24 protein-coding genes and 1 pseudogene are annotated in these 24,801 nt (G+C 66.2%); 10 read left to right on the top strand and 15 right to left on the bottom strand.

The features are described from left to right. Positions 1–409 (top strand): annotated as a pseudogene (locus A5788_RS24135) (HNH endonuclease); the annotation flags it as partial. A 160-nt stretch (positions 410–569) separates the two neighbouring features. Here A5788_RS24135 and A5788_RS20890 read toward each other — a convergent pair. Further along, positions 570–1,589: a glycine betaine ABC transporter substrate-binding protein gene (locus A5788_RS20890; RefSeq protein ID WP_064870438.1), complete on the bottom strand. Its 1,020-nt coding sequence runs from the start codon at positions 1,587–1,589 to the stop codon at positions 570–572. A gap of 13 nt (positions 1,590–1,602) precedes the next feature. Between A5788_RS20890 and A5788_RS20885 the strand changes: the two genes are divergently transcribed. After that, complete coding sequence (locus A5788_RS20885) at positions 1,603–2,673, top strand: magnesium and cobalt transport protein CorA (RefSeq protein WP_049699499.1); 1,071 nt, start codon at positions 1,603–1,605, stop codon at positions 2,671–2,673. Between the two features lie 48 nt (positions 2,674–2,721). On the opposite strand, the gene A5788_RS20880 is transcribed toward A5788_RS20885, so the two are convergent. Both A5788_RS20880 and A5788_RS20875 read right to left on the bottom strand, forming a co-directional pair. Beyond that, positions 2,722–3,297, bottom strand: a complete 576-nt coding sequence (locus A5788_RS20880; protein ID WP_197494579.1) for a suppressor of fused domain protein — start codon at positions 3,295–3,297, stop codon at positions 2,722–2,724. A gap of 24 nt (positions 3,298–3,321) precedes the next feature. Continuing rightward, positions 3,322–3,609, bottom strand: a complete 288-nt coding sequence (locus A5788_RS20875; protein ID WP_049699501.1) for an FmdB family zinc ribbon protein — start codon at positions 3,607–3,609, stop codon at positions 3,322–3,324. A 75-nt stretch (positions 3,610–3,684) separates the two neighbouring features. Here A5788_RS20875 and fmdA point away from each other — a divergent pair, with 75 nt between their 5' ends. From fmdA to A5788_RS20860, 3 genes are read left to right on the top strand one after another with little or no spacing between them, the layout of a single operon-like run. Further along, the gene (gene fmdA, locus A5788_RS20870; RefSeq protein ID WP_064870441.1) at positions 3,685–4,938 is read left to right on the top strand and encodes a formamidase; all 1,254 of its coding nucleotides are present in this window, start codon (positions 3,685–3,687) and stop codon (positions 4,936–4,938) included. A gap of 44 nt (positions 4,939–4,982) precedes the next feature. Further along, positions 4,983–5,669 carry a metallophosphoesterase family protein gene (locus A5788_RS20865; RefSeq protein WP_064870442.1) on the top strand — a complete coding sequence of 229 codons (687 nt, stop codon included), beginning with the start codon at positions 4,983–4,985 and terminating at the stop codon, positions 5,667–5,669. Then, positions 5,659–6,516 (top strand): ParB N-terminal domain-containing protein, encoded by an 858-nt coding sequence (locus A5788_RS20860; RefSeq protein ID WP_064870443.1) that lies wholly within the window; start codon positions 5,659–5,661, stop codon positions 6,514–6,516. Before A5788_RS20865 ends, A5788_RS20860 begins: the two co-directional genes overlap by 11 nt. A gap of 137 nt (positions 6,517–6,653) precedes the next feature. Here the strand turns inward: A5788_RS20860 and A5788_RS20855 are convergent, their stop codons facing one another. From A5788_RS20855 to A5788_RS20835, 5 genes are all read right to left on the bottom strand, one after another. Further along, a complete protein-coding gene (locus A5788_RS20855) occupies positions 6,654–7,829 on the bottom strand; it encodes an ABC transporter ATP-binding protein (RefSeq protein ID WP_049699505.1) in 1,176 nt (391 codons plus the stop codon). 5 nt (positions 7,830–7,834) lie between these two features. Next, positions 7,835–8,665, bottom strand: coding sequence for a carbohydrate ABC transporter permease (locus A5788_RS20850; RefSeq protein ID WP_049699506.1), 831 nt, complete (start codon positions 8,663–8,665; stop codon positions 7,835–7,837). Between the two features lie 6 nt (positions 8,666–8,671). Beyond that, positions 8,672–9,982 (bottom strand): ABC transporter permease subunit, encoded by a 1,311-nt coding sequence (locus A5788_RS20845; RefSeq protein WP_082938066.1) that lies wholly within the window; start codon positions 9,980–9,982, stop codon positions 8,672–8,674. Further along, positions 9,979–11,397, bottom strand: coding sequence for an extracellular solute-binding protein (locus A5788_RS20840; protein WP_064870444.1), 1,419 nt, complete (start codon positions 11,395–11,397; stop codon positions 9,979–9,981). Before A5788_RS20840 ends, A5788_RS20845 begins: the two co-directional genes overlap by 4 nt. A gap of 352 nt (positions 11,398–11,749) precedes the next feature. Then, positions 11,750–12,238: a general stress protein gene (locus A5788_RS20835; RefSeq protein ID WP_049699508.1), complete on the bottom strand. Its 489-nt coding sequence runs from the start codon at positions 12,236–12,238 to the stop codon at positions 11,750–11,752. 35 nt (positions 12,239–12,273) lie between these two features. Between A5788_RS20835 and A5788_RS20830 the strand changes: the two genes are divergently transcribed. The 4 genes from A5788_RS20830 (at position 12,274) to A5788_RS20815 (ending at position 16,873) form a co-directional block, all read left to right on the top strand. Further along, positions 12,274–13,605 carry a magnesium transporter MgtE N-terminal domain-containing protein gene (locus A5788_RS20830; RefSeq protein WP_049699509.1) on the top strand — a complete coding sequence of 444 codons (1,332 nt, stop codon included), beginning with the start codon at positions 12,274–12,276 and terminating at the stop codon, positions 13,603–13,605. After that, positions 13,602–14,144: a DUF1003 domain-containing protein gene (locus A5788_RS20825; RefSeq protein ID WP_064870445.1), complete on the top strand. Its 543-nt coding sequence runs from the start codon at positions 13,602–13,604 to the stop codon at positions 14,142–14,144. Before A5788_RS20830 ends, A5788_RS20825 begins: the two co-directional genes overlap by 4 nt. A 365-nt stretch (positions 14,145–14,509) precedes the next feature. After that, on the top strand, positions 14,510–15,622 hold the full coding sequence (locus A5788_RS20820; RefSeq protein ID WP_197494580.1) for a lytic transglycosylase domain-containing protein: 1,113 nt from the start codon (positions 14,510–14,512) through the stop codon (positions 15,620–15,622). Positions 15,623–15,727: 105 nt separating this feature from the next. Beyond that, entirely contained in the window at positions 15,728–16,873 is a 1,146-nt protein-coding gene (locus A5788_RS20815; protein WP_049699512.1) for an Mrp/NBP35 family ATP-binding protein, read from the top strand. A gap of 42 nt (positions 16,874–16,915) precedes the next feature. Here A5788_RS20815 and tatB read toward each other — a convergent pair whose 3' ends face one another. The 4 genes from tatB to sigE form a co-directional block, all read right to left on the bottom strand. Continuing rightward, complete coding sequence (gene tatB, locus A5788_RS20810; RefSeq protein WP_064870447.1) at positions 16,916–17,386, bottom strand: Sec-independent protein translocase protein TatB; 471 nt, start codon at positions 17,384–17,386, stop codon at positions 16,916–16,918. Between the two features lie 55 nt (positions 17,387–17,441). Then, positions 17,442–19,025: a trypsin-like peptidase domain-containing protein gene (locus tag A5788_RS20805; protein ID WP_064870448.1), complete on the bottom strand. Its 1,584-nt coding sequence runs from the start codon at positions 19,023–19,025 to the stop codon at positions 17,442–17,444. Between the two features lie 17 nt (positions 19,026–19,042). Further along, entirely contained in the window at positions 19,043–19,837 is a 795-nt protein-coding gene (locus A5788_RS24630; protein WP_442902900.1) for a hypothetical protein, read from the bottom strand. 152 nt (positions 19,838–19,989) lie between these two features. Next, the gene (sigE, locus tag A5788_RS20795) at positions 19,990–20,628 is read right to left on the bottom strand and encodes an RNA polymerase sigma factor SigE (protein ID WP_049699515.1); all 639 of its coding nucleotides are present in this window, start codon (positions 20,626–20,628) and stop codon (positions 19,990–19,992) included. A gap of 357 nt (positions 20,629–20,985) precedes the next feature. On the opposite strand from sigE, the gene A5788_RS20790 reads away from it, so the two are divergent. After that, positions 20,986–21,642 carry an O-methyltransferase gene (locus A5788_RS20790; protein WP_049699516.1) on the top strand — a complete coding sequence of 219 codons (657 nt, stop codon included), beginning with the start codon at positions 20,986–20,988 and terminating at the stop codon, positions 21,640–21,642. A gap of 6 nt (positions 21,643–21,648) precedes the next feature. Here A5788_RS20790 and A5788_RS20785 read toward each other — a convergent pair whose 3' ends face one another. The 3 genes from A5788_RS20785 to rfbD form a co-directional block, all read right to left on the bottom strand. Further along, on the bottom strand, positions 21,649–22,719 hold the full coding sequence (locus tag A5788_RS20785; protein ID WP_231894289.1) for a sugar phosphate nucleotidyltransferase: 1,071 nt from the start codon (positions 22,717–22,719) through the stop codon (positions 21,649–21,651). A 59-nt stretch (positions 22,720–22,778) separates the two neighbouring features. After that, the gene (locus A5788_RS20780; RefSeq protein ID WP_197494581.1) at positions 22,779–23,684 is read right to left on the bottom strand and encodes a glycosyltransferase family 2 protein; all 906 of its coding nucleotides are present in this window, start codon (positions 23,682–23,684) and stop codon (positions 22,779–22,781) included. Between the two features lie 81 nt (positions 23,685–23,765). Further along, positions 23,766–24,755, bottom strand: a complete 990-nt coding sequence (rfbD, locus tag A5788_RS20775; protein WP_082938067.1) for a dTDP-4-dehydrorhamnose reductase — start codon at positions 24,753–24,755, stop codon at positions 23,766–23,768. Positions 24,756–24,801: the final 46 nt, after the last annotated feature.

Genomic DNA, 24,801 nt, shown 5'->3' with positions numbered 1-24,801 from the left:
GCCGGAGAATCCCGAACGCATCAACCGCATCGCCGACGTCAAAGCCGACTTCCACGACTACCTCGCCGCCGAACACATCAGCAACGAGGCCGCCGCCGCGGCACGCGCGGCTGGTACCGACAAAGACACAGACATAACCGTCACCGCGATTGTGCCTCCGCCCTTAGTGTCCAACCCGCCCGCCGGGCGGGTCGAGCTCGCTCTGGTGGGCGCAATGCCCTCCGGCGACACCGTGCGCCTCAGCTCGCGGGTCGACATCGGGTGGAACCTACCGCCACTCGAACTTGACCCCGAGCCACCCACAGACCCGGACGCGCCAACAGGTCCCGCCCCACCAGGCGGCCCCAACCGCATCGGCGGCGTCGACCCACCCGGAGGCGTCGACCCACCGTTGTCCGACGCCGCCTGACCAACGGTCACCTGACCGACGCGCCAACCCCCTAGCCTGGGTGAACCGTCGAATCAGGTTGTGCTGCAACCCGTCTACACCCCGCCACCACACCCCGGTGGCGTGGCAGACGTGGTTGGGCAACGTGGTTTGGGCGACGAAACCTCCTGCCCCGCTCCAACTAGAGGCCGTGCTCGCCGAGCCACCCGACCGCGAGGTCGCGTGGTTCGGCGCCCGCGTCTGCGCGTCGTGCCAGTTCGGCCAGATCGGCGGTGGTGATCTCCCCCGCGACACGATTGATCTGCTTGACCTCGCTGCGGGTCAGCGCGGCGGTCCGATACACCGGCACGAGATTCTGCGCGCGCGGACCGCTCTGCGGAGACGGAGTCGGAGACTGAGGTGAAGTCGCCGGGTTGGAGGGGGTCGACGGCTGTCCCGCGTCGTCCTGCGTCGGCGCGGGGACTCTGAGCGCCTGGATCTGTGGCGCTGCGGGGTCGAGAGCGACCGCGGCGTCGAGTGCCGTCACCACTCCGACAGCCCGCGCCGTCCCGACTCGTGCGATCACCTCGCGGGCCGATCCGACCGACTCCACCGCACCGAAGCGGCAACCCTGCGCTGCGAACGCAGCCATATCCGCGGGCTCCGGACGTCCGACGACAACGACGGGTAGCCCCTCGGGCAGTCGCCCACACTCCGATAGATCGGTGACATTGCTCGACTGCGCCAGCGACGTCGCGACAAAGACCTGTGGTGTCGCACTGACGGGTGTCGCATCGCCCACCGAAACACTCTGGGGCAGAGAGCGATTGAGCTCTTCGTAGACGTCGTCCGACGACGTGACCGTGGCCTTCGGTGCCAGCGAGGTGAGTAGTTCGCCACTGAACGCGGGAAACAGGTCGACCCGCGCGCGATCCATCTCGTCGAGCAATGCGGTGTCGTCGCCGCGGATCAAGTCATCTGCAACAGGTGCACCGACGTCGCGCAATGCTCCCGCGTAGATCTCGGCCATCACCCGCAGCGCAGGGTCGTCGGCCGAGCCGAGATGCAACAGCCGACTCGACGACGCGGAGTCACGCGACGAATCCGAACATCCCGCGAGCACCCCGGTGACAACCGTCGCAACCGCAATGACGACAGCGGTGGCCCACACACGATTCCGCACGGCTCTCACGGTATAACGATGCCCCTGCACGAGTAGCATCCACCTCGTGCCAATGCCCAACCTCCGCCCAGGTGCACGGAACGCGCGTGGGGCGCGTCCGCTCCCCCGGATTCCGGTCCCCGTCGCACGGGCGGTCGTCGACTGCGCGGTCTATGTCGACGGAATCAGACAGCCGGGGCGCATCACCTACGCTGACGCATTCGCGCAGGTACGCGAGACCGGCAAGGGGTTCGTGTGGCTCGGACTCGCCGCGCCCGACGACGAGCAGATGACCGGCGTCGGCGAGGTGTTCGGCCTGCATGAGCTGGTCGTCGAGGACGCGGTGCACGCTCACCAACGTCCCAAGCTCGAGGTCTACGACGACACGCAGTTCCTCGTGCTCCGGACGGTCAAGTACGTCGAGCACGAGTCGATGGAGAAGGCCAGCGAGGTCGTCGAAACCGGCGAGATCATGGTCTTCGCCGGCCGCGACTTCGTCATCACCGTTCGCCACGGCGACCACACCCATCTACACAATCTGCGTCGACGACTCGAAGCCCGACCAGAACGCCTCGTGCTCGGACCGACCGCCGTGCTGCACGCCATCGCCGACAAGGTCGTCGACTCCTACCTCGCCGTCTCCGAACGGATGGAGGACGACGTGGTGTCGATCGAGAGCACCGTCTTCTCCCGACAGCAGCGTTGGCTCAACATCGAACCGGTCTATCTGCTCCGCCGCGAGGTTCTCGAACTGCGCCGCGCGGTCACACCGCTGGCAGGCCCGCTGTCACGGCTGGCGTCGGACAACACGTTGGTGCCCAAAGAGATTCGACGCCAGTTCCGCGATGTGTCCGACCACCTCAGCACCGTGATCGAGCATGTCGTCGAATACGACGAGGTCCTCAGTTCGCTACTCGACGCCGCCGCGACGAAGGTGAGCATCCAGCAGAACAGCGACATGCGCAAGATCTCGGCATGGGTGGCAATCGCCGCGGTGCCGACGATGGTCGCGGGCCTGTACGGAATGAATTTCGACATCCTGCCCGGCATGCACGACCGGCAGGGCTTCGGCATTCTCTGCCTGACGATGTTCCTCATCTGCGGCGCCCTGTGGGCGACGTTCCGGCGAAGTCACTGGCTGTAAGCGCCGCCCCCGGCTGCCTAGACAGAAGGGCCGCCTCGATTCACCGGGTCACATGCTGGCAGGCGAACGCCTCGCGTCGGCGATGTCGATGCTCGCCTCTGCCCACGCCTCGCGCAGGGCGTCGGCTCCCTTGAGGCGCACCCACGCGGCTTCGTTCGCCGTGATCGGGATGGCGCGCAGGAACCGCACCGGTTCCATGGGGTCGGGAAGCACCACCTCGCCGAGGTCGTCGGCAGCGGTCAGTAGTGCGGTGAACGGCGCACCATCCCAGAGGGGCTCGCCGAGATCGACGAGTGCGTCCGGTGCGAGGATGAGCCCCTCGACCGCCGGTGCCGCGGCGACGGTTGCCAAACGTCGGTGCAGCCCCGGCATCGCAACCCCCGTGTGCATCCGCACCACGAGCTCGACGCGCGGGCCGCGCAGCGGGTCGGCATGAATGTCACTGGGGTCGGTCATCGGATGACGAGCGCACCCGACGGTCACGAACACCACGTCGTCGTCGAGTGCGAATCGTTCGACGTCGATCGGCTCGACACCGAGGAAGGTCACAGACGCCCGCTGCGGCTCGACGCCGAGTTCGGAGACGACATATTCGTGCACGGTGTCGGTGACGGAAGGACTCACGACACTCAACGGTAGCCGGGCGGTTCAGGGACGCGGTAGCCGCCGGTGCAGCGGGTTGGTGGTCACCGGCGTCGACCGTCGAGGCGAACCGGGCACCGATGACACCACCGTCGGCGCGTCCGCAGTCGCGCGCGTCGCGTCATGTGCCCGCATGGCAGCACTGTCGCCGACGCCGAGCCTCGCTGCGGTGACGATTCGTCGAGCGCGCTCCGAACAGACCGGACACTCCACGTCGTCGGGGACAGTGAGCATCGAGTGCACCTGTTCGACGTCATCGCATGCCTGCCGGCACCGGAAGACGTAGGTTGGCATGTGCAGACCATAGCGCGACCTGTGCGTCGCGGGATCTCGAAAGGCACTGCACCGTCGCGCCACCAGGAGGCTGTCATGCCGGAGTTGCTCTTCTCGTTGGACTCATCGAAGCCGTTCACCGCGCAGCAGATCGTCGGCCACAACCGGTGGCATCCCGATATTCCGCCTGCGGTGACGGTGAAACCGGGCGACACCTTTCGCGCGCACTGCCGCGAGTGGTTCGACGGCGCGATCCACAACGACGATTCGGCCGATGACATCCTCAACGCGCCGCTGAACAACGTGCACACACTCTCCGGACCGTTCGCTATCGAAGGGGCGCAACCCGGCGACCTGCTGATCGTCGACATTCTCGACGTCGGTCCCATCCCCCAGGAGGATTCGGGTCCGCTCGCAGGCCAGGGCTGGGGTTACACGGGCATCTTCGCCAAGCTCAACGGCGGAGGGTTTCTCACCGAGCAGTTCCCCGACGCGTACAAAGCGATCTGGGATTTCGCCGGGCAGCGTGCGACGAGTCGCCATGTGCCGCATGTGAAGTACACCGGAATCGTGCATCCGGGCCTTATGGGCACGGCCCCGAGCCCGCAGTTGCTGGCAACCTGGAACGCGCGAGAGGGCGCGCTGATCGCCACCGACCCCGAACGTGTTCCGCCACTGGCACTTCCACCCGAACCGGACGGCGCCATCCTCGGATCGCTGAGCGGGGCCGAGTTCGATCGAGTCGCCGCAGAGGCTGCACGAACGGCACCGCCTCGTGAAAACGGCGGCAATCAGGACATCAAGAATCTCACCAAGGGCAGTCGCGTCTTCTATCCCGTCTTCGTGCCGGGCGCCAACCTGTCGTTCGGCGATCTCCACTTCTCGCAGGGCGATGGTGAGATCACCTTCTGCGGGGCCATCGAAATGGGCGGCTTCATCGATCTGCACGTCGACCTGATCAAGGGCGGCATGGAGACCTACGGCGTCACCGAGAATGCAATCTTCATGCCCGGCAACACCGATCCGCAGTACTCGGAGTGGATCGCCTTCTCGGGCACGTCGGTGACGCTCGACGGCGAGCAGCGCTACCTCGACTCCGACCTCGCCTACCAACGGGCATGTCTGCACGCGATCGAGTACCTCACGAAGTTCGGATACAGCCCCGAACAGGCCTATCTGCTTCTCGGTTCTGCGCCGATCGAGGGGCGACTGTCCGGAGTCGTCGACATTCCCAATTCCTGTGCGACCGTGTACATTCCGACCGCGATTTTCGACTTTCCGGTCGCGCCTTCCAAGGACGGGCCGGTGCGGATCGACCCGGGAATCGGCGCCCCGCACGCCAGCTTCTAGGAGCTCGGCACCGTGCGCCGCGCTCCGGGCTTACGCTGACTCACATGGTGAGTGTTCTTGCTGTCGCCGACGAGGTGGTCGACTCCCTCGTTCTCGGCATCGGCGTTCAGGGTCGCCCCGACCTGATCGTCGCAGCGGGCGACCTCCCGTTCAAGTATGTGGACGGCCTCATGGCGACCTACGACGTTCCCGCCGTATACGTGCCGGGAAATCACGACCCGGACCTTCGCGGCTATCGGCAATCGCGCACCGGATGGCTGCGCGCCGGACTGCCCGCAGCAGACCCCGGCCCGCTCGGCGCCCTCAACGCCGACGGACGGACCGTCGAGGCTGCCGGGCTGCGCATCAGCGGACTCGGCGGCTCAATTCGCTACAACGACGGCCCGAACCAGTACACCGAGGCTCAACAGCGGTGGCGCAGCTGGAGAGTTCGCGTCGGTGCACACCTGACGCGGCGTCGGCCCGACATCGTCTTGACGCACAGCCCGGCGCAGGGCGTCGGCGACGGAGACGATCCGGCGCACAGGGGTTTCGCCTGCTTTCACCCGCTCGTCGACGATCTCGAGCCGACGCTATTGGTGCACGGACACGTACATCCCTACGGCGGACACCCGACCGACAAGGCGATCGGCACGCACACCACATCGGTCAACGTGGTCGGATACTGCCAGTTCGACATCGATCCCGGGCACCGCGACTTCACGATCGTGAGGCGACGATATGGCGCGTGACACCGGATTTCCCGACGCCGACGCCGAGAACGACTTCGCGCGCATGCGGCGCCAGGCCGAACTGGCCCGTCTCACGCACTGGTTCACCCGCCAACCCGCCGACGTCAACACGATCCTGCCGTTCGACGAAGTGGTGCGCGCACTGGGCAGAACCGGCGAGACCAACCTGGGCCTGCAGCAGGTCAACGTGCGCGACATCGTCGGAAGTGTCGACCGCACAAAGGATTTCGACAAGTACTTTCGCCCGACGTCGTCGCGCATCCGGCAACGTTGGCAACGTCTTGCCGCCGCGCAACGTCGGGGCGAGTCGGTGCCGCCGGTCTTGCTGTACACGATCGGATCGATGTACTTCGTGATCGACGGCCATCATCGTGTCTCGATCGCGATCGCCCGCCATCTCGAGACGATCGACGCCTACGTCACCGAGATCCACACACGCATCACACCAGACGGAATCAACGCTCCGTCCGACCTCGTGCTCAAAGACCACCGTCGACTCTTTCTCGCACGCGTTCCCCTCGCGGGCGCGCAGGCGGATGCCGTGCGCCTGTCCGACCCGTTCTCTTACGCAGAACTGGCAGAAGCCGTCGAGGCGTGGGGTTTTCGGCTCAGCCAGGAAGTCGGAGAGTTCCTGAGCAGGCCCGAGGTCGCGCGCCGGTGGTTCGGCGAAGAGTTTCTACCGGTGGTCCGCATGGCACGCCGCGCCGAGGTTCGGCCGGACATCACCGACGACGCCGAGCTCTACATGTGGGTCGCGGGCGAACGCTATCGCCTTGTGCGCAGGCACATCTGGGACGACGAGATCATCGAGGAGCTCCGCGAGCAGTCGCAGCGCCGCCGGCGGTAGTGGTCTCGACAGGCTCGACCAGCGGGTTGATGCTCGAGCAGCGGGTGGGCGCTCGAGCAGCGGTGGTCTCGACAGGCTCGACCAGCGGATGGCACTCGACCAGCGGTGGTCCCGACAGGCTCGACCAGCGGGGGCGATCACCTGCGGCGCAGGCTCACTCCCGACTGCTGGTCGAACACGGCGATCTTGTCGGTGTCGAACACCAACTCGGCACGCGAGTTCTTCGTCACCGCAGACTCCGGCGAGAGCCTGGCGACCATCTCACCGGTGCCGAGGTCTGAGCCCGAATCCGCCGCCAGTTCGGCCAGGGCGTCGTTGGCTGCGCGGCCGGAATCGATGGTGAAGTAGGCGTACTTGTCCGAACCCATCGATTCGAGAACGTCGATGTCGGCGGTGAACGTCGTGCCACGCGCCTTCACGGCCGGGTCGATGAGCGAAGCGTCTTCGATCTGCTCGGGCCGGATGCCGATCAGCACCTCGCCGTTGCTGCCTTCCTTCTTCGCCTCGGCCGCAATGGCATCGTGGTCGTCGAGAACCAATCGTCCCAGCGGAGTGTCGATCGCGTCGGCACTCAGGGTGCCCGGCAAGAAGTTCATCGACGGCGAACCGATGAACCCTGCGACGAACACGTTGACCGGGTTGTTGTAGAGCTCGTTGGGTGCTCCGACCTGCTGGACGTATCCGTTGCGCATCACCACCACGCGATCACCGAGGGTCATCGCCTCGGTCTGATCGTGCGTGACGTAGACGGTCGTCGTACTCAGCCGCGTCTGCAGGCGTGAGATCTCGGTGCGCATCTGCACGCGAAGCTTGGCGTCGAGGTTCGACAGCGGCTCGTCCATGAGAAATGCCTTGGGCGACCGCACGATCGCGCGCCCCATGGCGACGCGTTGGCGCTGGCCGCCGGATAGATTCGACGGTTTGCGGTCGAGGTACTGAGTCAGATCGAGAATCTTGGCGGCCTCGTCGACCTTCTTGTTGACCTCGTCCTTGGGCAGCTTCGCCAGGGTGAGCGGGAACGCGATGTTCTGTCGGACCGTCATGTGCGGGTAGAGCGCGTAGCTCTGAAAGACCATGGCGATGTCGCGGTCCTTGGGCGACTTGTCGTTGACCCGCTCTCCACCGATGTACAGGTCGCCGCTGCTGATGTCCTCGAGACCCGCGATCATGTTGAGGGTCGTCGACTTTCCGCAGCCCGACGGCCCCACGAGGATGATGAACTCGCCGTCGGCGATCGTGAGGGTGAAGTCGTGAACGGCGACAGTGCCGTCCGCGTATTTCTTGCTGACGTTGTCGAGCACGATCTCTGCCATGGGGACTATCCCTTCACCGCGCCGGAGGTCAAGCCGGCGACGATTCGACGTTGGAAGAAGAGCACAAAGATGATGATGGGGATGGTGATGACGACCGCCGCAGCAGCGATGGAGCCGGTCGGCTCCTCGAATTGCGAACTGCCGGTGAAGTTCGCGATCGCGACGGGAGCGGTGATCGCCCGCTCGGTCGAGGTCAACGACAGTGCGAGGAGCAGGTCGTTCCAGGCGAAGATGAACACCAGGATCGCCGCGGTCACAACACCGGGCGCTGCGAGCGGCGCGATGACCTTACGGAACGCCTGAAATGGCGTGGCGCCGTCCATCTTTGCCGCTTTCTCCAACTCCCACGGGATCTCCCGGAAGAAGGCCGACAGCGTGTAGATGGCCAGCGGCAGAGCAAACGTGATGTACGGAAGGATCAGGCCGAGCCAGGTGTCGAAGAGTCCGATGCTGCGCTCGATGTTGAACAGCGGTGTGACCAGCGAGATCTGGGGGAACATCGCAATCAACAGTGCAGCGCCGACGAGCAGCTTCTTGCCGGGAAAGTCCAGGCGCGCAACCGCATAGGCGGCCATCGTGCCGATCGCGACGGCGATCAGCGTGGTGATGAGGCCGATACCGAGCGAGTTACGCAGCGCAGAGGTGAACGCGCTCGTCTGGAAGATCCCCGAGTAGTTCTCCAGGGTCCACTGCGTCGGGATGAATTTGCCGTCGGTCACGCTGCTCGCCGGCTTGAACGACAGGCTGATGATCCACAGCAGCGGAATGATCGCGTAGAGCACGACCAGGATGTCGGCGATCAGCCAGCCGACCCGAGATTTGGCGGTGCGATTCATGGCGTCCTACCTCCCCTCGTTGTCGGAACCGGGCGCGGCTGTGCCGAAGCCCTTGATGAAGATGAAGGCGATGATCGCGACACAGATGAAGATGAGTATCGAAATCGCTGATCCCACACCCAGATTGAACGCCTTGAACAGGTTGTCGTAGCCGAGCATCGAGACCGAGTACGTGTTGTTGTTGCCTGCCGTCAACACATAGATGTTGTCGAAGATGCGGAACGCATCGAGCGTACGGAACAGCAGCGCGACCAGGATCGCGGGCTTCATCATCGGAATGATGATGCGCCGCAGGCGGGTCCATGCACCCGCGCCGTCGACCTCAGCGGCCTTGAGTAGTTCGTCGGGCACCAACGCGAGACCGGCGAGCAGCAGCAGCGCCATGAACGGCGTGGTCTTCCAGACCTCGGCGAGCACAATGATTGCCAATGATGGCCACTGCTGCGTCAGCGGCGCACTACCGTCTGGCAGGAGGTTGGCGAGGTAACCGGTTCCGGGTGTCCACGCGTAGTACCACGAGAACGCGGCCGCGACCGTCACGATGCCGTACGGGATCAGCACGACGGTTCGGATCACACCGCGCCCGAAGATCGTGCGGTGCATCACGATCGCGATCGCCATGCCGAGCACCAACTCGATGACGACCGAGACCACCGTGATGCCGAGCGTGACGAAGAAGGCCGTCCACCAGTAGTTGGAACTGAGCACCGTGCCGTAGTTGCTGAACCACGTGAACTCGCGCTCGCCCGGCGCGGACAGGCTGGACTTGTTGAGCGACAACCAGAATGCGTAGACGATCGGATACGCCGTGACAACCAGCATGAGGATCACGGCCGGAGCGATCAACCAATACGCCAGTCGACGTTCCTGCTTCTTGCCCTCACTCACCTCACCGGATCGCTTCGCGCGCTTCGACGACGTCGCCGGCCGCTCCAGAGTCGCCGTGGACGTCCCGCCTGCCGACCGTGTGGCATCCGCGCGGGAAGCGGCCCCGACCACGGTCGCTTGCGCGGCGGTGGGCGTCAGCGGCGCCGACTTCTCCAAGGACGAGGTTTCGGAGGACGGAATCTCGGAGGACGGGGTACTCGACGTCGGCGCGGCGTGCTCGGGTGCGCCTCCGGTGGGCTGACCGAGACGCTCTGGTGGCGTCCACGCGTCCGAATGCACTGTGCGACCGTACGATCCGGGCCCGTGCCCCGATCCGGACCCCTGCGCCGCCGACGATCCCCCGGTGTCGTCGCCGTCGCCGGGCATCGCGTGCCTACCCCTGCGCTCCTCGGCCGGGTCGTTGCCCGTGCCGTCGTTACCGGATGTCATGGGATGAGTCCCTCCCCGTCGATCGCCTTTTGTACCTGCTCGGCAAGCTGGTCGACCAGAGTCTCGGGGTCCCACGAGCCAACCGGAGAGAGCTTGGCCTGCAGCAGCGTCGAGATCGCTTGGTAGTCAGGCGATTTCGGACGCAGTGCCGCATGCTCGGGTTCGAGCTGGAGTTTGATGTCGTCAGCCATCGGATACGCCGCACGGAAATCGGGATCGCTGTAGAGCGACGAGATGACCGGCGGGGTGCCCGCGTCGATCGAATAGAACTTCTGCGCCCGCGCGTTCGTCAGACACATCGCCGCCTCGAACGCCAGGTCCTTCTGCTGCGAGGTGTTCGCCACCGCGATATTCAACCCGCCGACCGTGCTCTTGGCCGGAATTCCCTCCGTCACACCGGGATAGGGAGCGAAATCGAACTTCTGCCGTACCGCGCGAGTCACCGGCGCCAGTTGTTCGTCTGTCGGAGTGTTGTCCTTGTCGGCGAACAGACCGGCATACTGCTGCATGTCGGTCAGGAACGGCACGCTGCCCGAGGCGGCGTTCTCTCGCATCGAGGAGAGCACGAACGGCCAGTTGACCTGGTAGATCGCCTTTCCCGTCTCCATGCCCAGACGCGAACTGGTCTCGTCGCCGTTGGTCAACGATGGATCATGTCCCGGCGCGGTCGCGACGGCCTTGAGCACGCTGAGCGCCTTCACCGTGGCGGCGCGGTGCTCCGGGGTGTCGTTGAGCGTCACCTTGTTCGGATCGTTGGGGTCGACCACCTCGCCGCCTGCGCTCGCGAGGACCGAGTTGAACCACACCATCAGGCCCTCGTACTGCTTGCCCTGCACCATGATGTAGCTCGGCCCGCCCTTGGCGAGGCTGCGGGTCGCGTCGGCCACCATGCCGTCCCACGTCTTGGCGGGCTGCCCCTTGTCGAGGGTGTCGCGCAGAACATCCTTGCGGTACCAGAGCAATTGGGTGTTGGTCCAGATCGGGATCGCGTAAAGCCGTTCCGCGTCATCGCTCTTCGTCTTCCACTTGGCGGTCTCGAGCGGACCACCCAGTGTTCGACCCTCCACCTCACCCGCGATGCTCTCGGGCACCGGTGTGAGCCATCCGGCGTCGGCGAACTCCGCGGTCCACACGACGTCCATGCCCATCAGGTCGAGACTCTTGTCGTTGCCCGAAAGTCGTCGCGCCAACTGCAGACGCTGGTCGTCGGCCGCCTTGGGCAAGGCCGTCGTCACGATCCGATATTTGCCACCGGATTCCTGAGAACACTTGTCGCCCATGGATTTGATCGAACCGGCGCCGTCGGCGGGCGGATACAGATTCAGGACTCCCGGCTCATGCCCGGAACCGCATGCCGACACGATCGGGAGCACCGTGACCAGTGCCGCCGCTGCGACGGCCGCCTTCACCGACATACGTCGTGATCGACCCCGCCCCGATGCCCTGCCGGCCACGTCTGCGGCCCTGCGACGCCGGACTACAACGCCTGTATCCCTGTTGCTCGAATCCGTAGTGCTCGAATCCGTGTTGCCCGAATCGGTGTTGCCCGAATCCCTGTCGCGATCGCCGCTACCGGCTTGGTCACCGTCGCTCCGCACGCAGCCTCCTCGATGTCGCACGCAGCACAACGCGCGTCACCGCGCGCCATGGCGTTGGTGGCTACGCTAGTCCGGCGCGGTAGTGACAAGCAACACATTCGGCGCGACCGTGCCAATGTTCTTCGCGCGCGCCGGTTCTACGCACGCGCCAATGGCATCGAGGTACGACTCAGGGATTGAGGCGGGCGAGCATGTCGCGGGCCTTCTCTGCGCTCTTCGGGTCGCAGAGCACGTCGTAGCGTCCGGCGACGAGTTGCATCGTCGACGCGAAGTCACGCTGACCGCGAGTGGCCGCGTACGGGATCGTCGTCGAGATGACGCCGAAGACAATGCCGCCGACGAGACCGAACAGAATGGGCACCAATGCGTTGCCGCTGACGACGAGCGAGACCAGCAGTCCGAAGAAGAGTCCGAGCCACGCTCCCGAGACCACACCGCCGCCGATCACCTTGCCCCAGGTGAGTCGGCCGATGACACGCTCGACCTGCATGAGGTCGACGCCGACGATCGTCACGTCCTGAACGGTGAAGTTCTCGTCGGAGAGATAGTCGACAGCACGTTGTGCCTCAGCGTAAGTCGAGTACGAGCCGATCGGCCATCCTTTGGGCGGCGTCGGGAGACCCGGCGTCTGCCGACCGGAACTCATCGGGTTGGTCATGTCATGTCCTCCACTCGGCCACTACCCTTACCCACATGGCGTCGGTGAGCAAGGTCTTCGTGGCCAGATTAGTCGGATTGGCGGTCCTTGGTCCCGACGGTGAATCGATCGGCCGCGTCCGCGACGCCGTGATCGCCGTTCGACTCCCAGGACAGCAGCCTCGCGTGCTCGGCCTCGCCGTCGAATTGGCCACGCGCCGACGGATCTTCGTCCCCATGCTGCGGGTCACGTCCATCGATCCCACCGCGGTGACCCTCAACACCGGAACCGTGAGCCTGCGACGACTGCACCTGCGTCCGGGCGAAGCCCTCGCGATCGGACAGATCCTGGACTCACGGGTGCGGATCGACGATCCCGATCACGAGGACCTCAAGGGCATCGACATGATCGTCGTCGACCTCGGGATCGAGCGGACACGTACTCGCGACTGGGTGGTCTCCCGTGTCGCGGCACGTCCGGCACGGCGCGGACTGCGGCGCGGCGAAACCATTGTCGTGGAGTGGAATCGGGTCCAGGGGCTCACCGCAAGCGCACTGGAACTGCCCGGACAGGGTGTGGCACAGGCACTTTCCCAGTTCGAGGGGATGCGAGCCGCCGACGTCGCGAATGCTCTGCGCGAGCTGCCGCCGAAACGTCGAGACGAGATCGCCGAGGCCCTCGACGATGAGCGCCTCGCCGACGTGCTGCAGGAACTACCGCCGGACGATCAAACCGAAGTGCTCACACACCTCGGCGTCGAACGTGCCGCCGATGTGCTCGAGGCCATGGATCCCGACGACGCGGCCGACCTCCTCGGCGAACTGTCGGACACCGAGGCGGAGTCACTGCTCGAACGAATGGACCCCGAGGAATCGGCGCCTGTGCGACGACTGCTGACCCACTCCCCGGACACCGCGGGCGGCCTCATGACCTCGGAGCCGCTGATCGTCACCGCCTCGACGACTATCGCCGAAGCACTCGCCCGCGTGCGCGACCCGGATGTGACCCCGGCAGCCGCCAGCATGATCTTCGTCGTGCGTCCGCCGACTGCGACGCCGACCGGACGCTATCTCGGGTGTGTCCACCTGCAGGCGCTGCTGCGCGAGCCACCTGCGAACATCGTCGGTGGCATCCTCGACACGGATCTGCAATCGTTGCATCCCGACGATTCACTCGAGACGGTCACGCGCTACTTCGCGACCTACAACCTCGTGTGTGGCCCGGTGGTCGACGACGAGAACCACCTCCTCGGTGCGGTCAGCGTCGACGACCTCCTCGACGAGATGCTCCCGCGTGACTGGCGCGAGAATGAACCCGAGGACAACGAACCAGAGTCGGAGACGGCAGGTGCCGCAAGCGGCAACGGCACAGCAGGAGCGAGTGAATGACGAGCGAGCAGAGCACGCGCCGCCTCGACACCCCGCGCGTGAACCGACGGCCATCGTTCCACGTCGACAGCGACCTGATCGGCATGTACGCCGAGCGGATCGCGCGGTTCCTCGGTACCGGCCGCTATCTGGCGATTCAGACGGTCATCGTCATCGTGTGGATCATCATCAATCTGAGCTGGGTCGCGCTGCGCTTCGACCCGTACCCGTTCATCCTGCTCAACCTGGCGTTCTCGACGCAGGCCGCCTACGCCGCTCCCCTGATTCTCCTGGCCCAGAACCGGCAGGAGAACCGCGACCGCGTCGCGCTCGATGAGGATCGTGCCCGTGCCGCGCAGACCAAGGCCGACACTGAGTTCCTCGCGCGAGAGCTCGCCGCGGTCCGCCTCGCCGTCGGCGATACCGTCACCCGCGACTACCTGCGAAAAGAACTCGACGACATGCTCGACGACCTCACCGACCGACTCGTCGCCCGGCTCGAGGGACTCGACGGTTCGGCAGACACCGAGAAGTCGCGGCGCCACCACCCCGAGCGCTAGCACCGCGACGCACGTGACTTCGGAGTACGTGACTTCGGAGTACGTAGCTTCGGAGTACGTAGCTTCGGCGCACGTAACGTCAACGCACGTAACTTCACGGACAGATCACGCGATGACTTTCACATGGTGAACTTTTGTGGAGGTTCCGCACTCGGACGCTCGACCCATATGTATGGTGGGTCACAGCCGGAGTGCCGTCGGACATCAGCCGATGGTGACGCCCGGCGTTTGTTTCCGGGGTGGACCCTCCTGCATGTGCACCGGCACGGTGAGACGGGCGCCAACGGACTGTGTGGAGGCAATGGAGTGTCGATGACGGGTCAGACTCGACTGTTGGGTGCGAGCGATCTGGGGAAGGTCCGAGATTGAGAGCGCCACACCCTTTTCGACGTCGTCGCGGGCCCAAGCGCACCCGACTCCCGGGGAGAGCTCTCGCCGTCGGCGCGGGCGGTGTCCTCGTCGGTGTGATGGTGCTCGGAGCCGCGACGTCGAGTGCCCAGGGCGGGGTTCGGGTCGCGGTGCGCGCCGAACCCGCGAAGCCGACGGTCCTCGCGGCGGTCGCACCCGCCGAACCGGTCGCGCTGCTGGGATTCGCGCCCCCGCCGACCGTCTCGGCCAGCGCAGCAGCCGCTGCGGCGACCGCAACCGCCCCGCAGTATCGTCTCGCCGCTGATCTGCCATCGGGCCCGCTGGGAATTCCCGGCGTCGTCCTGCAGGCGTACAAACTGGCCGCGAACCGCATCGGTACCGAGGAACCACAGTGCAAGCTCCCGTGGTTCCTGCTTGCCGGCATCGGCAGGATCGAGTCGAATCACGCGAGCAACGGGTCCGTCGACCAGTACGGAAACACCATCAATCCCATCGAGGGGCCTGTGCTCGACGGCTCCCTCGCCGGAAACGAGGTGATTCGCCACCAGGGCGGTTATGCGCGCGCGATGGGACCAATGCAGTTCATTCCCGGCACGTGGGCCGCGTGGGGAGCCGACGGTAACGGCGACGGCAAGGTCGACCCGAACAACATCTTCGACTCCACCTACTCTGCCGGCCGCTACCTGTGCTCGGGATTCACCGACATCATGACCGACAAGAACAAGGTCGCAGCGGTGTACCGGTACAACCACTCGATGGATTACGTGACCAACGTCCTCGCCTGGGCCGGGGCGTATGCGACCGGCGTGATGCCGACCAACCCCATTCCCGAACCGAAGCGGCCGTCTTCGTCGTCTTCGTCGTCGAGTTCCAAGCCGTCGAAGCCACCCAAGCCCGGTGCGCCGAGTGCGCCCGGCTCATCGTCGGATTCGTCGACGCCATCGACACCGACGACTCCCACGCAGCAGTGTCTTGGCGCGATCTGCCTGCCCCCGGGCATCACGATCCCCGGCCAGCCCGCACCCAAGCCCGCACCGAAGCAGAACGCGCCGCGCAATCCCGGACCAGCGACGACGAGCACGCCGGCGCTCAAGGTCGTGCCGCAATAGGCTCGCGGTCGCAGTCGCGTAGTCGGAGCGACCGTGTGATCGTCATGCCGTGGGGCACCCCACCCGTTCTCTACCTGCGCTGATCGCGGCGCTAAGCTGGCGGAGATGACTACCGGAGTCCAGCCAACCGAATCCGCGATCCGCTCCGCGCTGAGCAAGGTCAACGATCCCGAGATCGGCAAGCCGATCACCGACCTGGGAATGCTCAAGTCGGTGCAGATCAACGACGACTCGAGCGTCGATGTCACCATCTACCTCACGACGTCGGGTTGTCCGATGCGCACCGAGATCTCGGGCCGGGTGGAGAAGGCCGTGGCCGACGTCCCCGGCGTCGGCACGATCCGCGTCGATCTCGACGTGATGGACGACGAACAGCGCACCGAGCTACGCAAGAAGCTCCGCGGCGACAAGGCAGAGCCGGTCATTCCGTTCGCGCAACCCGGTTCGCTGACCAGGGTGTATGCCGTCGCGTCCGGCAAGGGCGGCGTCGGAAAGTCGTCGGTCACGGTGAATCTGGCGACGGCCCTCGCGCAACGCGGACTGTCAGTTGGCGTACTCGACGCAGACATCTACGGCCATTCCGTGCCGCGCATGCTCGGCAGCGACGCCAAGCCGACGCAGGTCGAGAAGATGATCATGCCGCCGATCAGCCACGACGTGAGGTTCATCTCGATCGGGCAATTCACCGACGGCAATACCCCGGTCACCTGGCGCGGACCGATGCTGCACCGCGCGCTTCAGCAGTTCCTCGCCGACGTCTACTGGGGAGATCTCGACGTGCTCCTCCTCGACCTGCCACCGGGGACCGGCGACGTCGCGATCTCGATCGCACAGCTCATCCCGGGCGCGGAGATCCTCGTGGTGACGACCCCGCAGCAGGCCGCTGCCGAGGTCGCCGAACGCGCGGGTGCGATCGCGCTGCAGACAAGGCAGAAGATCCTCGGCGTCGTCGAGAACATGTCGTGGCTCGAACTGCCCGACGGTACGCGCATGGAGCCGTTCGGCTCCGGAGGCGGCGAGAAGGTCGCCGAGCGGTTGACCCGGGCCGTCGGGTCGAGCGTCGACTTGCTCGGCCAGGTGCCGCTGGAGACCGCGCTGCGCGAGGGCGGCGATTCCGGTGAGCCCGTCGTGCTCTCGGCTCCCGATTCAGCGTCGGGGCGCGCGCTACGCGCGATCGCCGACAAGCTCGCGGTTCGTCGACGTGGCCTTGCGGGCATGAGCCTCGGCATCGACACGACGCGTCACGGCTGACACGTCTGTTCCCCAGGCTCGACGATCAGCCGGGATGGTAAGTCAGGTGGCGTCCCAGTCGGTCACATCGTGCCGACGCGAACTCTGCTCTGATGTCCTCTGCTCTGATGTCGACGCACTCGTATTCGAACTCGCGCGCTGACCCTCCTTGGTCATCGGCACGGGCGCGGAGACCGGCTTGATCGGCGGGGTCTGCGAGTCACGCTCGACGGTGTTCGACGACGGTCCGCTGGTGAAGATCGACGAGTCGCCGTCGAAGAGATGCTTGGTGATCATCGACTGCGGAGTGAGTCCGCGTAGCTCGTTCAGTTGCGAGAGCGGCTTACGCAGCTCGTCGAATTCGGGGCCGAAGTCGTTTTTCAACTGATCGGTGGCACCCGTCGCGTACTCGCGCGCCTTGCGCAGCGACTGCATGCTCCACGACACGGCCCCCGGGAGCCGCTCCGGGCCGAGAATGACCAGCGCAGCGACGAGCAGCACGAGGATCTCACCCCAACCGATGCTGCTGAACATGACACTTCCCTACTCTGAAACCGATCTACGCCAGTCGCTGGGTGGCCGAGCCGCGCTAGTCGCTGGCTGTGGTGATCGAACCGTTGAATGTTCGACCGTCCCGCCAGTAGGTGAACGGCACCCGCTCACCGATCTTCGTCGTGCGCACCGCCACCGTCAATTCGTCGGCGCTTTCGATGCTGCGGCCGTTGAAGGAGGTGATGACATCGTTCTCCCTGACGCCCGCCTGTGCCGCCGGTCCGTCGGCGACGACGTTGCGCACGCCCGCGCCGAGTACTCGGTCATTGCGGACAGAGCTCGCGCTCACGCCGATCTGCGGATGGTTGACTTTGCCGTCCCGGATCAGTGACTGGGCGATGGGGATGGCCTGGCTGATGGGAATGGCGAAGCCGAGACCTATCGAGCCGCCGGCACCGGAGGCGATTGCCGTGTTGATCCCGACCACCGCCGCCGACTCGTCGACGAGCGGACCACCCGAATTGCCGGGGTTGATCGCGGCATCGGTCTGGATCGCGTCGATCACGGCGTCGGTGTCCGACTCGGCGTCGGGTGGCAGCGGGACCGCGCGGTGCGTCGCGCTGACGATCCCGCTGGTGACAGTGCGGTCGAGGCCCAGCGGCGAACCGAAAGCGATGACCTCTTCACCGATCTGCAGATCGTCGGAGTTGCCGATCTTCGCAACCGTCAGGTTCGCCACGTTGTCGACCTTGAGCACAGCGAGGTCGGTGTGGATATCGCGGCCGACGATGCGAGCGGGCACTCGGTTGCGATCGGAGAAGACGACCTCGAGCTTGGCGCTGCGGTCGTTCGCCGCCATCGAGATCACGTGGTTGTTGGTGAGGATGTAACCGTCTGCGTCGATCACGAAACCCGAACCGGTGCCGTAGGCGCTCGCTGTCCGCACATCGACCGACACCACCGATTTCTCGACGGCCTTGGCGACGCGTGCGACGGCCGATTTCGGTTCTCCCCCACCATCTCCGCCGTCGCCCGTCGAGAGTTTCACCGTGTTGCTGTTCAGCGGCGACGCGACCTCTGCGGTGTAGCGGCCGATCAATCCGCCGACCAACCCGATCAGCAATGCCAGGACGGCGAGGGTGGCCAGGGCATACCACGTCACCCTCTTACCGAAGAGCAGATCCTTGACGCCCAGCTTCGGACCGGCGACCGTCGGGTCTATCGCAGACTCGTCGACGAGCGCGGGTGCGTCGAGGGAGGCGATGCTCTCCGGGTCGCGCCACGGATCCGGCGGCGCGGGCTCGTCGGTCGGGACGCCGTAGGCGGCGAGTGGATCGCGCTGGAGTGTCTCGTCGGAACCCTCCGGCCTGCCGAACGCCTCGGCGAGCACCGCGTCGGGTGGCGCGATCTGCGGAGCGGGCCTCGACGACGACGGAGTGCTCGCGAACGAACCACGAACGCCTGCGGGGCGGCCGAACACCTGCGCGGTAGCCGGCGACACAGGGACGTGTCGCTGCTGGCCGCGGGAAGCGCCGTCGCCGGGTGGCGTCTCGGCAGGTGGTGTCGCACCTCCCGTGGCAGCGGCGTTCTCACGGCTGAAGGGTGAATCGTCCGGCTGCGAACGGCGCTGACCGCCGTCAGATCCGCCGGCGTCGGTCTCGTCGATGTCGTCTGCTCCCACGCGTTCGTTTCCGGTGCTCAGCGTCCGCGCCAGCGGTTGCGGCGCCCACGGTCGGGCTCACCGCGGACCGCGTCGGTTGGCGCAGTGGCGGGACGCGATGCCTCGTGCCCGAAGTCGGTGTGCCCGTAGTCGGTCTGTGTGTTCACCGGCGGCAAGCCCGACGCAGCGAGCGGTCCGGGCGTGGCAAAAGGTCCGTGGAACCGTCCGTCCGGAAACGGACTGGAGTGAAAGGTGTCGCGACGAGAGGGATTCGGACCAACCGGGCCGTCAGAACGACCCTGTTCGCGACGGTCGCGCACACCGGTCATGTCGATCTCGCGCGTGGGAATCTGGCTCAACTGACCGAGCAGGTCAGCGGGCATCGCCACCGTCCCGGAGTCGCGCAGCCGCGTGCGGGCGTCGAGTTGAGCGTCGACGGCATCCATGCATTCACGGCATAGCGCGAGGTGGTGTGTGGCCCGCACATGTGCGGTCATACCGAGCTCACCGTCGACGAATGCTGCGACGGCCTCGGACGCGAGATGCTCGGTCGAAGCGAATCGACGCGGGCGGGGACGTCGGAAAGCGGGGTTGGGCGCGAAGGAGGACGTCGCGGGTGACCACGTGGCGGGGTTCCACGGAGAACGCCTACGGCCCCGTAGATCGGGCGAAGCAGCCACACCGTCGGCGTGCCCTGCGGTGTCGACATGCGATGCTCCCTCAGCAGGCGGACCGTCGGCGAGCGCGCCACTACCGGGCGGGCTGTTGTCGACGTGAGCTCGTTTGTCGGCGTCCGCTGCGGAATCTCGTCGATCCCGTCGGCCGTCCATCATGTGTGGTTCACCCCTCTTCACAGGTCGGTCTCCGCGAGCGAACCGGTCGGGTCCGTAAGGCGGAGGGCGCTGCGTGCCCGTGCCGGCAACACAGCCTATCCGAATCCCAAACGGCACGACGGTGCCCGGGGTTCCCGAATCGGGTGAAAACGTCAGTTTCCGACGGCTACCGAACGTCGATTGTCGTGGCCGCGAGCTGCGAGGTAATCCCGGATCGTCTGCCGTCCGCGGTGGATACGACTACGCACGGTGCCGAGCTTGACGCCCAGCGTCGCGGCGATCTCCTCGTAGGAAAGTCCCTCGATGTCACAGAGGACGACTGCGGCGCGGAAATCGGGGGTCAGCGAGTCGAGCGCCGCCTGGAGGTCGGGGTCGAGGTTGGCGTCGGCGTAGATCTGCTGAGGATCGGGAGTGTCGCCGGGAACACGGTCGTACTCCTCGGGCAGGGCCTCCATGCGGATCTTGTTGCGACGACGGACCATGTCGAGGAACAGGTTGGTGGTGATGCGGTGCAGCCACCCCTCGAACGTTCCCGGCCGATAATTCGACAGCGAGCGGAACACCCTGATGAAGGTCTCCTGCGTCAGATCCTCGGCGTCGTGCTGATTGCCGGAGAGACGGTAGGCGAGCCGGTAGACGCGGTCAGCGTGCTCACGGACCAGCTCGTCCCACGTCGGCATCAAGAACTCATCGCCGGTTGCGTCGAAGCCCGCCGTCCCCGAGGGGATGACGTCGATCGTCTCGACCGCCGTGTTCAACTCTGCGGTGGTGGATGCCTGGGGATCAGTCATCGCGGGTGGCCGGTTCCCTTCTTTTGCTGTCGAGCGGCTCGAGTCCGTTTCGACACGAATTCGCTATCTTGAACACCTGCGCATCGACGGCTATTCCGACCACCGCGCCCGTGCTGTTGTCTCACCCTCTCCCATCGCGGTGTGGTCGCAGTGTGAGGCGGCTGAGGTTTCACTGAGTAAGTCTTCGCTGAGGACGCTTTGCCGAGCAGGTCTGCACTGCTGAGCACGTCTTCACTGAAGTACGTCGGAGCCCGCGACGATTCGGATGGGTCGGGTTTACGACTCGTCGACCTCCGTCAACACCCGAATCGGGCGTGCCACTGACATGGCGGGCCGTGTCCGGCCTAATCTCATGGAATGACCGATGCACCCACCGGTACCGATGCCGCGGCCGCGGCCCTTATCGACTACGCCGAATCGGCGATCGTTGAAGACGATGCGCTGGCCGCCGCGAGGGCACGCGCAGACGAATTGGGGACCGAACCAGTCAGCCCGGCAGTGGGTGCACTGCTGGCGTTGCTCGCCCGCTCGTGCGACGCACACGCCATTGCCGAGATCGGCACCGGCACCGGGGTGAGTGGCCTCTGGCTTCTCAACGGAATGTCGGGCGACGGGGTCCTCACCACCATCGACCCCGAACCCGAACACCACCGCGCCGCGCGCGCGTCGTTCGCAGGCGCCGACATCCCGCCCGGCAGGACCCGGCTGATCAACGGCACTCCGCGAGAGGTATTGCCGCGACTGTCCGACGGCTCCTACGACCTCGTGTTCATCGACGGTCCGCTGATCGACCTCCCGACGTTCGTCGACGAGGCCGTCCGGATGCTGCGCCCTGGCGGCGTGGTCGTGGTGCACAACGCCACAGCGTCGGGGGCGGTCGGCGACCCGACACGCACGGACCCGGTAACGAGCGCAGCGCGGTCCGCCGCGCTGCGCATCGCCGACGACGATCAGTTGCTGCCCGTGGTGGTTCCCCTCGGGGGTGGAGTACTCGCAGCGGCGAAAGCCCGCTGAGCGCGCTCAGACGTCGGTGGAGAAGCGCACGCCGCCGTCGGGCAGCTGCACGCCCGGCCATACGCGCGCGCCGCGCAGCAGTTCACACCGTGCGCCGACCTCTGCGCCGTCGCCGATGACGGTGTCGCGGATGAGCGCACGCGGGCCGATACGCGCACCCTTTCCGACGATGCTGCGCTCCACGACGGCACCCGCTTCGACGACCGAGCCGTCGAACAACACCGCGCCGTCGAGTCGAGCCCGTGGGCCGACCTCACAGCCGCGACCCACGACAGTTCCGCCGACGAGGACGGCACCGGGAGCAACGCCCGCACCCTCGTGGACCAGCGATTCGCCGTGACGGTCACCGAGGGCAGGCGAGGGCGCGATACCGCGCACGAGGTCGGCCGAGCCACGCACGAAATCCTCCGGCGTGCCCATGTCACGCCAGTAGGTGTTGTCGACGTAGGCCTGGACGCGCTTGCCGTCGGCGAGCAGGCTCGGGAACACCTCGCGCTCCACGGACACCTCGCGGCCCGCCGGGATCTGCTCGATGACCCCGCGGCGGAACACGTAGGTGCCCGCGTTGATCTGATCGGTAGGCGGGTCCTGGGTCTTCTCCAGGAACGCCGTGACCCTGCCGTTGTCGTCGGTGGGCACGGAGCCGTACGCACGCGGATCACCGACGCGCACGAGATGCAGCGTGACGTCGGCCTCGGTGCGCTGATGTGTCGCGACGACCTGGCTGATGTCGGTCCCGCTGAGCACGTCGCCGTTGAACACCACGATGTCCTCGGCGGTGAGCAGATCGAGCACGTTGCGGATACCGCCGCCGGTGCCCAGCGGCTCGTCCTCGGTCACGTAGCGAAGGTTCAGATCGAGCTTCGAGCCATCGCCGTAGTACTCCGAGAACACACTCGCCTTGAAGGACGTGCTGAGCACGACGTCGGTGATCCCTGCTGCGCGGATTCGCGACAACATATGTGTGAGGAAGGGCAGTCCGGCAACGGGCAGCATCGGCTTGGGCGCCGACAACGTCAGCGGGCGCAACCGTGTGCCCTTACCACCGACGAGGATCACCGCCTGGGTCTTCGACATGTCGACGTCAGCGCTGGGCGCCGACGTCGAGGTGGCCGTGCTCGGAACGGTAAATCCGGTCACTGGTCGTGTCCTCTCGAGTGGGTCGAACCATCATCATCAACGATCGTGTCGCGCCCCGCAGCGCGGACCGCCAGGCGCGAACGAAGCGCGAGGCCGAGCCTCAGCGCGAGGCGCAGCGGTGCGCGCAGCAGTCCCGGATTGCGGTCAGCCTGGAACATGTACGCGCTGCGGTGGTGCGCCGGCAGCATCGCGCCGGGGTCACGACCTGCGCTGTGGCCCTTCGTGTGAGTGACCTCGGCGCCCGGCACGTAGAGGTTGAGCCATCCGGCTTTGCCGAGTCGGTCTCCGAGGTCGACGTCCTCCATGTACATGAAGTACCGCTCGTCGAAGCCGCCGATCGCCTCGAAGGCCTCGCGGCGCACCAGCAGGCACGATCCCGACAGCCAGCCGACGGGTCGCTCGCTGGGGGCGACGTCGTCGGCGCGGTAGGCCGCAGTCCACGGGTTCGACTTCCACACGGTCCCCAGCAGTGCGTGCCCCGTTCCCGAGACCAGTCTCGGGACACTGCGTGCCGACGGGTAGACCGAACCATCCGGTTCGTAGATCAGGGGCCCCAACGCACCGGCCCGCGGCCACCGCGCGGCGGCCGCGACCAATTCGTCGATCGCACCGGGCGACCACTCGACGTCAGGGTTGGCGATCACGATGAAGTCGACGTCGGTGCCGAGCTCGGCGACCGCCCTGTTGATGCCTCCGCCGTAGCCGATGTTGCCGCCGGTGTGCACCAGCGTGACGTTGTCGTGGTCGCGTGCCGCGGCCTCGGGTGCGCCGTCGCCGGAGCCGTTGTCGGCGATGATGACGCGGGGTACAGCTGAGGTCGCGTGGTCGAGACTCTTCAAGAAGGTCTCCACGTGGCCGCCGGACCAATAGGTCACCGTCACGACACCGATGGCAGAAGTCACCCGGTCAGGGTAACCAACCACCGACCGGATCCCCGACGTCCCTCCCGCGTATGTCACGCGTCCGTGGGGATCGGCGATACCTCATTCATTCCGAACGTCGGGTTCCGCGATCGCCGCACCCAGCGCATCCCGCCAGCCCCGCAGCGGGGTCAGCCCCGCGTCAGCCCACGCCGACGCGTCGAGGACCGAATAGGCGGGCCGCGGCGCGGGTCGGGGGAACTCGTCCGTCGTCACGGGCGATACGCGGGACGGATCGGCACCCACGCCCTCGAAGACGGCCTGCGCGACGTCGAACCACGTCGCTGCGCCCGAGTTGGTGGCGTGCAGGACGGCCCCGGTCACGGCGTCGTCGCCGACACGTGATGCCAACTCCCACACTCCGTCGGCCAGGTCTCGCGCATAGGTCGGTGAGCCGGTCTGGTCGTCGACGACGGTGATCGTGTCGCGGGACGCCTCGAGGCGGCGCATCGTGCCGACGAAGTCGGGGCTTTCGCGACCTCCCGTGTACACCCAGGCGGTTCGGACGATGGTGGCGGTCGGATCGGCGGCTCGCGCGGCACGCTCACCCTCGAGTTTCGTTGCGCCGTAGACGGTTTCGGGAGCGAGGTCGTCCTCGACCATGGTCGCTTCATATGGCGTGGTCCGCGGCGCGGGCCGGGTCTCACCCTCGCGCGGGCTGCCCGCGGCGGCTCCGCCGAAGACGTAGTCGGTGGAGATGTGGATCAACCACGCACCGGCTCGGGCTGTCTGCGTCGCCAGATTCGCCGGCCCGCTCGCATTGACCGCCACGGCCCGCTCGCGATCGGATTCCGCGGCGTCGACATTGGTGTAGGCCGCGCAGTTGACCACGACGTCTCCCGCTGCGAGGTCGGCGAATGCCCGGGCGACCGACTCGGAGTCGGAGATGTCGACGTCGCGCGAAGTCAGTGCGCGAACGTGGCCGGGCTTGTACTCGGAATCGAGCAGCGCTGTGCCGAGCTGGCCGCCTGCCCCCACGATCCACACCGTGCGTTCCTTCGCTGCGCTGCCGCTGTTCGATGGTTCCGTATCGACGTCGTCGCCCCTGTGCATGGCCTCATCGTGCCGCACGAATCGTGGTCACGCGCACGTGACCCGG

This window comes from Gordonia sp. 852002-50816_SCH5313054-c, assembly GCF_001665925.1.
GTDB lineage: Bacteria > Actinomycetota > Actinomycetes > Mycobacteriales > Mycobacteriaceae > Gordonia > Gordonia jacobaea.
This window is presented reverse-complemented; position numbering and strand designations above follow the sequence as displayed.